Below are 9,063 nucleotides of genomic sequence, written 5' to 3' on the forward strand. Positions count from 1 at the left end.
CATGCCGCTGAGGCGGTCCATGAACGTCATGTTGTGACATCCGCGCTGCTTTGTGAAGCGTCTTTTTCAGGGTGCCGCTTCAGGAAGCCTCGCCCGCCCGGACGGTCCATCTCGCGCCATTCCGGCCGCAGTCCGGTCAGGTTCGTGGTGAGGAAGTATGCGGCCCCGGAGGCGAGCAGTACGGGCACAAGTCCGACAGAGGCCACCGCCGCCCCAGCGAGCAGGCCGCCGAGAGGGATTCCGGCCCAGGCCAGCGAGTCGCCGAGCGCGTTGACCCGGCCCAGCATCCGGCGCGGCACCCGTTCGAAGAGGATGGCCCCCAGCACTGGGTTGAGGAAGCCCGAACCGAATCCGCTGATGGCGAAGACGGCAAGTACCGCCCCCAACGGTGCATCGGCGGCGAGGATCAGGAATCTCGGTGCCCCAGCCAGCAGGAACCCCGTGAAGAACACCGCCCTGCGCGGTAGCCGGTGCGCGGCCACGGCAGCGATCAGGCTGCCGCCGACCGCGGCGGCTCCCATCACGCTGCCCGTCAGGCCGATTGCGGTTGGTCCGTTGCCGGACTCTTTGGCCCAAACAGGCATGAGCACCGTGGCGAACGCTGCGTCCAGCAGATTGGTGATCCCCACCATGACGATGACGGTGAGCAGCAATGGCTCGCTGCGCAGGAAGGCGAAGCCCTCGCCGAACCGTCGCCAGTAGCCCGATCCCGTCTCCCCAGCTTGCGATGGGGCTTCTTCTACTGCGTGCCCCGTGCCGCGAGGCAGCGCCAGTGCGATGATCAACGAGCCGAGAGCAAAGCAGCCTGCGTTGACGACGAGCCCCGTCAGGGGACCCAGCAGCGCCACCAGGGAGCCGCCGGCCGCCGGGCCAACGGTGCTGGCGAGTCGCTCGGTCACGCCGGATAGCCCGGTTGCCCGTTCCAGTGGCACCCTGCCACACTCAGCGGCTTCCGGGACCATGACCTCCTTGGCCAGGTCGCCGGGGCCGCGCACGGCGCCGATCATCGCGACCAGGGCCAGCAGGAGGGGGAAGGACAGGAGGTGCAGGGCGTGGAGCAGGGGAACCGCAGCGGCTGCGGTTGCGCTGGCCAGATCCGTGGTCCAGGACACGATGCGCGGCCCGATCCGGTCCACCAGCGGCCCGGTGAACGCCTTCACCACCACGTAGGGAGCCATCTCGCAGAAGGCAACCAGGCCGGTCTGGGTGGCGCTGCCCGTTGTGACGAGAACGAACCAGGGCAGTGCCACGGCCGAGATCCGCGTGCCGGTCAGCGACACGGCCATGGCCGCCAGCACCCCGCCCAGCGGACGTAAGGACCGCTTACCGGGTGTGCCATCAGCGTCCGGGACATTCTCCGTCACGACGTCCCCGTTCCTGTAGCTTCCTGAGGATCGGAAGGGATGGCTGACGGGGAGGGCGCATCCAGCTCGGGCAGGAGGTGCGTAACCACGGCGACCCGCTCGGCCCCCTCGGGGGCACTCGCCGCCGCCTCCGGCGTATCGCTCCGGTACCGGGCAATGACGGCCCTCAACTCCTGACGCAGGGCGACGGCCTCTTCGGGCGTGAGCCGCAGGGCCCAATCGCTCATGTCGAAGGTGTCCCGCCACGCACAGGGCATGGTCTGCAGTTCGTTCACCATCCGCTGAGTGCGCAGGTTGTAGGTGGCAGCGACAGACTGCAGGTAGGCCAGCGCGGCCTCGGGCTCCCGATCAGCCAAGTCCCGGTCGTTGAACTCCGTCATCCGATGCACCGAACGCCACCAGCGCTCCCGTGCGTTGCCGCGCTCTGTGTCCTCCTCGACGAAGCCGGCAGCGCCGAGCTGGCGCAGGTGATAGCTGGCCGTCCCGGAGTTGACGCCCAGCCGTTCCGCGAGGCGGGTGGCCGTGGACGGGCCGTACTTCCGCAGCAGCCCGACCAACTGCACACGGACCGGGTGCGCCAGGGCGCGCAGCCCCTTGGCATCCAGGACAACCGCGTCCGCTTCGACATGCGGGCTATCCGGTGCCGAGCTGATGTCAGTCATGTCGTGCACTCTAGACCGCAAAGGGTTCTTCGCAAAGGCTTCTTCGCGAAGAACCCTTTGCGGTCTCAGCATGTTGCTGTTGACATCCAGACAGCATTCAGGGCTGACGTCGGACGCAGCAGGGGCTTTGGCACGCGCTATCGCCGACACGCCGGTCGCCTCGAGCAGCGTCATCCAGCTTCCGTCGGAGTGTGAGGAGTTCGCCGTGGGCGACTTCCAGTGCTTTGCGGAGTTTGGCTACCTCTTGGTGGTGTGTGCGGCGGGCGTCGGTGAGTTGTTGGCTCAGTCGGCGGATCAGGGTGCTGGAGGCCGCCTCGATGTCAGAGGCGTTGGACTGTGCGGATGGTGCGGCCTTGCGGGCTCGGCGTAGTGCTTCCACCTGAGCCCTGAGTACGGGGTGCCGGTAGATGAAGCGATGCGGGCTGGTCCGTCTTGGACTGTCAGCGGCTGGTGTTAGCGTCCGGATCATGCAGCTTCGGTATGCCTTCCGTCTCGACCCGAGACCGGGCCAGTGCATCCCGCTGGGCCGGGCGTTGGGGTGCGCGCGGGTGGTGTACAACGACACGGTCGCGGCGCGGGCGCGGGCGGCGTTTCCCTCCGCGTCGGCGCTCGCGCTAGGAACGACGGCGGTGTACGAGCAGGTCAAGTCGGCGCCGCTGGAACCCACGTTGTCAATGGCGCCTCGTACAGTCCTGACATGGGTATCACCTCGGCCTGGTCCATCAGCGCCCACGACGACGACTTCATCAGTGCTTTGGCTCCGCGGCTGCTCCCGCTGATCGCTGCGGAGCGGGACGAGCCGTTCGCACGAGAACGCTGGGGCCGCTGGCGCCGGGAGCCTCTGCCGGACTTCCGGACCTGGTGGAAGCCCTTCGGTCAGTCCTGCCGAAGGGAGGCGGACGCGCTGGAGTCCTTCCTTGAGCTGACCGCTTCCGGGGAGCACGTGCAGAAGATGTACGACGGCCTGTCGCCCGACGACGACTTCTCACTCCTCACGGATGTGTGGGATCTGGTCACCGGCGCGGAGGACATCTTCGTTTCGGTCCAGAGCAAGGAGTTCGCGCTCAGATCCTTCTTTCACGCCATTGGCCCCGAGCGGGCCGTCCTTCTCCCTGGCTGGTGCGGCAACTTCTTGCTCACGTCCGCCGAGGTGCGCGAGACGCTGCCTGCTGTCGAGCAGGCACTGGGCTTCACGGCGACAGAACGCGCGGAGGCCGAGGACCAGGACTGGCTGGGCTACGGCGACGATGAGGAGAGCGTCCTGGACGGTCCGCTGCGGATGTGGCGGCAGGCCGCGGCGGACGCTCGCGGCCTGTGTGGGGTGTCCGTCACCATCTACTGAGACGGATAGGACTACGAGACCGGCGAGGCCACTCCACACCCCGCGCTGTACCCGGACGGCGTGGGACGTCACGTCGTGGCGCAACGGGCGGTTAGACCGCGTGCACCTGGCTGGTGTTGACACCGTGGACGCACAGGGGTGCGTCGCTCCACCGTGATGACGGACGCCGTCTCACTCGGTGGCGGGCGCTCGCTCCGGCGGGGTGGCTTCCTCGAGGACCTGCCGCAGATCGGTGTACATCTGCTGCCGCACACCGGGCTGGCTGGCATCCCGGGCAGTGTAATGGACTGAGCAGGTCACGCCCGTGGCGATCTGGCCGGAGGCGCGGAGACGGGCACCGAGGTCATCGGCAAGGGCGAGCAGGACCCGCCGGTGGGCGGCTGGGTCGAGCTCGTCGCGGACAAAGCGGTGCTCCGTGCTGAGGCTTGCGGGGCCGGGGTGGAGTCCACGATCGAGGTGTCGCGGCCGTGGGCGTGTTTGTGGAGGGCGCGGCCGGCGCGGGCGCCGAAGAGGCGCTGCAGTGTGTGCTGGGGGACGTCGACGACGTTGCCGACTGTGTGCAGGCCGTACTCGGCGAGCGTCGCGGCCCGCTCACTGGAGCCGATGACGACCGTGTCGAGGTCCCGGTCGGGGTCGGCCAAAGCTGCGAGCAGGGCCGCCGCCTCGGGTCGACGTGCCCAGGGGATGGTGCGGCTGCGCGCGGTGTCGAAAAACTCGGCGACGATCCGCCCGTGTCCGCAGACCAGGGCCTGGGCGCGTAGCAACTGCCGGCCTGTGACGTGTTCGGGCCTGATGATCTTCGGTCGACACCCGGCCGTAGAACGCGAACCGCAGGGTACTGGCGGGCGCCTTCCTGGCGGGGGAGGAGTAAGGGGTGCACCCTCGGGCCCACTCTGCCACCAGAGCCTGGGTGCCAGCGGGATCACGGTCTGCATCACCGGCTGGTGCGACGCTGTCGTCATCGGCGCCTTCCCACAGCCGTCGTACCCGGCCTTGCCGTTGACATCCCCGCACAGTGGCCACGGACCCACCGGGATGCAGCATGTTGACCCGAACGAGTGAAGATCGGTGTGGCGCAGTGCCCGCCTCCGGGGGAGCACGAGCCGCCGGGCTGACACAGCCAAGTCGGATCGAGGAAGGTTGGCTCCAGGGCCTCGATGGGTGAGGGCGTCGGCGGTGGACCGGGACCCCGCGAGCGGCGGCGGCAGGTGTCCGGTGAACCGGGAGGTGACGTTGCGGGTTTATCTGGGGAGGCTCGAGATCCCGGGCGGCTCATCCGGGAAATGGCCGGAGTCTATCCTTCAAGTGAACGAACCTTTCCTTGATCCAGACATGGGTGGCATGTTGCCTGATCTTGGAAGGGTGCATGATCTTCCAACTCTCCCTCCCTGCCAAGCTTTCCGATCGCCAAGTAGTTGTGATCAGCTCGTCAAAAGTTTGGGAGCGGGGCGTGGGGGATTCCGGGGGTAGACGTGTGCGGTCGTCACCCGTGGCGTGGCTGGCCGCAGTTGCGCTGCTTTTGCAGCCCGTCGCGGCGGCTGCCGCGGATGTGGCGGTTGCCGGGGTGCAGGACGGCGGTTCCACCGCCGTCTCCTCGGCCTCGCCGGAGGCGGCTGCTTCGCAGAAGGCGCAGGCGAGTGGGTCTCCGGTGGAGGTCGTCGAGGACCGCACGGAATACGCCACGACATACGCCAACCCGGACGGCACCACGTTCACGATGGACCAGTCGGCCGTCCCGATCCGGGTGCACCAGAGTGACGGCTCCTGGATGGCCCCCGATCCGACCCTCCAGGCGCGGGCGGACGGTACGGTCGGCCCGAAAGCGGCCGTCGTGGGCCTGGCATTCTCCGGGGGCGGCGACGGCTCGGGGCTGGTGGACATCGCCAGGGATGGCAAGTCCCTTCACCTCGGCTGGCCGGGCACGCTGCCCAAGCCCACGCTGGACGGAGCGAGCGCGGTCTACGCCGATGTCCTTCCCGGCGTCGATTTGCGGATGACGGCGACGACGGAGGGCTTTCGCGAGCTGCTCGTCGTGAAAACTCCTCAGGCGGTGTCCGACCCCGAGCTGAAGAAGGTGGCCTTCTCGCTCCGGTCGGACGGGCTGACGGTCGCGTCGACGAGCGGCGGCGGGATGACGGCCGTCGACGACAACGCGCACCCGGTTTTTACGGCGCCTGCCGCGCTGATGTGGGACTCCCAAGGAGACGCCTCCACCACTGGCACAGCCACCTCGTCCGCGCGGACGGCCGCGTTCACGCAGACGGACCCGTCCCCGACAGCCACGACCGGGCCGTCCGTCGGCACGCAGGACGACCCGGTCTTGGGCCCGGGGGACGGTGACGCATCGGCGGTACTGCCGGTGCAGGTCAGCTCTGATTCCCTGGCCGTGGTACCGGACGCGGGCATGCTGGCCCACAGTGACGGTGGTGCCTTCCCGCTCTACATCGATCCCAGCATCGGCCTGGACCAGACCGCGCACACCTATCTGCGCTCCGACGGTGTCACCGACTTCAACTGGGGCAATGGCAGCAACAACGAGGGCAAGGGCATGGGCCACTGCGACTCGTGGAACGGCTACTACTGCGGACCCGGCTACACCGAGCGGCTCTACTTCCAGTTCTCACCCAGCAACCTGGCGGGCAAGAAGGTGCTGTCCGCGACGTTCCGGGCCACCGAGAGCTGGTCGTTCACCTGTGACGCACGGTGGGTCGATCTGGAACGCACCAGCAACATCTCCTCGTCCACCACGTGGTCGACCCGCCCCTCGTACCTTGGGACGATGGCAAGCCGCGACGTCACAGCGGGCCGCGGCTCCCTGTGTGATCCTTCGCAGCCGGCCGCGCCGATCGAGTTCACCGGATCGAGCCTAACCTCCGCCGTCGGGGACCTGGCCGCGGGGAAGTTCTCCCGGCTGACCCTGCTGCTCAAGGCGAGGGACGAGTCGGACACCAGTGCCTGGAAGAGGTTCAGGAACGATGCGGTGCTGTCGGTGACCTATGTCGGTCTGCCTGCCGCGCCGACCAAGGCGGGCATCGTCGAAGGCAGCGGCATCAGCTGCGAGACCGATTCCAGCGACCCGGACGTGATCGCCGACCCCACCCCCAGTCTGAGCGCGACGGTGTGGACAGCAACCGGCGGCGGAAGCGGCGCGAGCCTGCGGGCCCACTTCTACATTCAGCAGAAGAACAGCGACGGCAGCTGGTCCGTGGCGACCGAGCCGGTACGGCCCACCAGCGGCTATGTCGGCAACGGCACTGTGGTGACCTACCCGTCGCCGATCACGTTGTCCGAGGGCCCCCTGTACCGGCTCGCGGTGTTCAGCCGCTCCTACTACAACAGCGGCGCCGACTACCTTGAGTCGCACAGCACGGTGACCACCAGGGGCTGGTGCTACTTCAAGGTGGACACCACCGCCCCGAAGGCGCCCACGATCACCTTCGGCAGCCCGTACTCCGAATGCACGGCCAACGCCTGCGCGGCTGCAGGGGGTCCGGGGGTGCAGGGCCAGGTCACATTCTCACCGGCCTCCGGGGACACCAACACCGCCTACGAGTACAAGCTCGCCAGCTCCACCACCTGGTCCCAGCCGATCTCCGGAAACAAGGTCACCAAGGGGATCACACCCCAGCTGGCCGGCACACAGCAGCTCCAGGTGCGGGCCGAGGACAGCGCCGGCCGCTGGGGTGCGAAAGCGATCGTCAAGTTCAACGTCGCCGAAGGGCAGACAGCGATCGGCCGCTGGCACTTCGACGACGCAGCGCCCGGGTCCGGCGTCACCACGGCCGCGGACACCGCGACCGAGGGAACACGGCACTCCGCGACGCTGTACACGAGCGGAGCGGGCTGGTCCTCGCTCGCCCGCAGAGGCGACGGGGACCGGTCGCTGTGGTTGAACGACACCTCCGACACCACTAGCCAGTCCGGCTACGCGGCCACCACGGCTCCGGTGATCAACACCCAGTCGTCGTTCACCGTGTCGGCCTGGGCCTACCTGGCCGACGACTCCGACTTCCGCACCGTACTGTCGGAGACGGGCAGTGACGGCTCCGGGTTCGCGCTGTACTACTCACCTGGCGTCCAGCGCTGGGTGTTCCTGTGGAACTGGTACGAAAACGGTGTCCGCAAGTACCTGGGCGCGAACGCCGATGCGGCAGGCGTGCCGCTGAAGACATGGACCCACGTGACCGGCGTCTACAACTCCCAGGCCCGCACCATCGCCCTGTACGTGAACGGCCGCCCGCAGGGTTCGCCGGTGGCCCTGCCCGCCACCTCGGACGCCACGGTGACCGACGGGACGCTGCAGTTCGGCCGGGCCGCTTTCACCCCGGGCAGCTACGTGAACTACTGGCGGGGCCGGATCGACGAAGTGGCCGTCTGGCAGCGCGTCCTGACGGACGACGACATCGCCACCGAGGACCGGCTGCTCGACTCCAGCGGTGCGGCGAACGTGGAACTGATGGGCGCGTGGAACCCGGACGGTGCGAGCGGCACCACGCTGGCGGACACCACCTCAGGCTACGGCCGCAGACTCACGCTGTCCGGTGGGGCCTCTCTCGACGGCCAGGCCATCGTCCTGAACGGCATGGACGGCGCGGCAACCACCCCAGGACCGGTCCTGGACGACACGGCCTCCTTCACCGCCTCCACCCTGGTGGACGTAGACCGTGACGCCCTGCTGTCCAAACCCGTCGGCTACACGGCGCAGGTCGTCGGCCAGCGCAGCGCGGACGGTTCCTCATGGGGCTTCTGGTACCAGCTGACCGGAACCGACATCGACCCGGACACCAACACCACAGTCCCCGTGGGCAAGTGGTACTTCGGTCGGCTGAACGTCGACGGCAGCTTCACCGGGGTCGTCTCGGACGAGGCCGCGGTACTCGGCAGCCCCGTGCGGATGACCGGTACCTATGACGCCCCGTCCGGCACCATCCACTTCTACCTCGGACCGGACGAAAACGACGCCGATGTCACGCATCCCTACACGGCCGTGGCGGGCTCGGGTGAGTTCGCGGCCGGCAAGGGTTACGTCGGCGGAAGCTGGGCCCATTACCTGCCCGGCAAGATCACCGACATCAGGCTGTGGGCGGGGGCCATGGCCAACCAGCAGCAGATCACCGACACCGTTGGGGACTGACCCCGTGACAGGTACGGGTGGGGCGGCGTCAGGCAGCCGTCCCACCCGTCCAGACTCCCTTATTTCCTTGTTCTTTTGATCCCTTGGCGTGCGCAGGCGGCCGGCAGCGGTCGCGGGAGGCTAGTCATGAGTTCCGGCATGAAAGCTCGATGGATCGGCAGTGGTCTGCCCCGCGGTGTGTTGTTGCCGTGGCGAGCCCCCGCACACAACAGGGGCATACGGCGTCGGCGGGCAGGTGCAGTCGTGGCACTGTGCGTGGCGCTGGTCGTTCCAGCGGGACTTGGCGTGCCGGCGGCTCATGCTGCCGGGGGCGGCCTGGGCAAGCCGGTGCTTCCCAAGCAGCGCGTCGACAAGGTACAGAAGCATCCGGGCCTGGGCGCCAGGAAGGCCCGTGCACAGGTTGCGAGAACCAAGGCCGCGAATGTGGCCCAGGCCCAGCGCGCACATGCCCAGCAGCACGCGGTCTGGTCATGTCCCGCGGGGTGGTGTAGTCACGGCAGCTGTTTCGGTTCCGGTTGTGGGGTGATCTGTGGTTCGGGTTCGGTTGGCTTGGTGGTGAAG

7 protein-coding genes and 1 pseudogene are annotated in these 9,063 nt (G+C 68.2%); 4 read left to right on the forward strand and 4 right to left on the reverse strand.

Annotated elements, in window-relative coordinates; all coding sequences use genetic code 11:
• Positions 1–26: 26 nt before the first annotated feature.
• Positions 27–1,364 (reverse strand): MFS transporter, encoded by a 1,338-nt coding sequence (locus tag ACWCQS_RS21585; protein WP_451005908.1) that lies wholly within the window; start codon positions 1,362–1,364, stop codon positions 27–29.
• Positions 1,361–2,026, reverse strand: coding sequence for an ArsR/SmtB family transcription factor (locus ACWCQS_RS21590; RefSeq protein WP_451005926.1), 666 nt, complete (start codon positions 2,024–2,026; stop codon positions 1,361–1,363). The genes ACWCQS_RS21585 and ACWCQS_RS21590 overlap by 4 nt, the downstream gene beginning before the upstream one ends.
• A gap of 467 nt (positions 2,027–2,493) precedes the next feature.
• On the opposite strand from ACWCQS_RS21590, the gene ACWCQS_RS21595 reads away from it, so the two are divergent.
• Both ACWCQS_RS21595 and ACWCQS_RS21600 read left to right on the forward strand, forming a co-directional pair.
• On the forward strand, positions 2,494–2,805 hold the full coding sequence (locus ACWCQS_RS21595) for a helix-turn-helix domain-containing protein (protein WP_451005909.1): 312 nt from the start codon (positions 2,494–2,496) through the stop codon (positions 2,803–2,805).
• Positions 2,724–3,368, forward strand: a complete 645-nt coding sequence (locus ACWCQS_RS21600) for a hypothetical protein (RefSeq protein ID WP_451005910.1) — start codon at positions 2,724–2,726, stop codon at positions 3,366–3,368. The genes ACWCQS_RS21595 and ACWCQS_RS21600 overlap by 82 nt, the downstream gene beginning before the upstream one ends.
• 171 nt (positions 3,369–3,539) lie before the next feature.
• Here ACWCQS_RS21600 and ACWCQS_RS21605 read toward each other — a convergent pair.
• Both ACWCQS_RS21605 and ACWCQS_RS21610 read right to left on the reverse strand, forming a co-directional pair.
• Positions 3,540–3,737: pseudogene (locus tag ACWCQS_RS21605) on the reverse strand (hypothetical protein); the annotation flags it as partial.
• Positions 3,665–4,132 carry a hypothetical protein gene (locus tag ACWCQS_RS21610; RefSeq protein WP_451005911.1) on the reverse strand — a complete coding sequence of 156 codons (468 nt, stop codon included), beginning with the start codon at positions 4,130–4,132 and terminating at the stop codon, positions 3,665–3,667. The pseudogene ACWCQS_RS21605 and the gene ACWCQS_RS21610, both read right to left, overlap by 73 nt.
• A 710-nt stretch (positions 4,133–4,842) precedes the next feature.
• Here ACWCQS_RS21610 and ACWCQS_RS21615 point away from each other — a divergent pair.
• Both ACWCQS_RS21615 and ACWCQS_RS21620 read left to right on the forward strand, forming a co-directional pair.
• The gene (locus ACWCQS_RS21615) at positions 4,843–8,502 is read left to right on the forward strand and encodes a LamG domain-containing protein (RefSeq protein ID WP_451005912.1); all 3,660 of its coding nucleotides are present in this window, start codon (positions 4,843–4,845) and stop codon (positions 8,500–8,502) included.
• Positions 8,503–8,745: 243 nt separating this feature from the next.
• Positions 8,746–9,063, forward strand: a 318-nt coding sequence (locus tag ACWCQS_RS21620) for a hypothetical protein (RefSeq protein WP_451005913.1), incomplete at its 3' end; no start/stop codon positions are given.

The organism is Streptomyces sp. NPDC002076 (assembly GCF_053593835.1).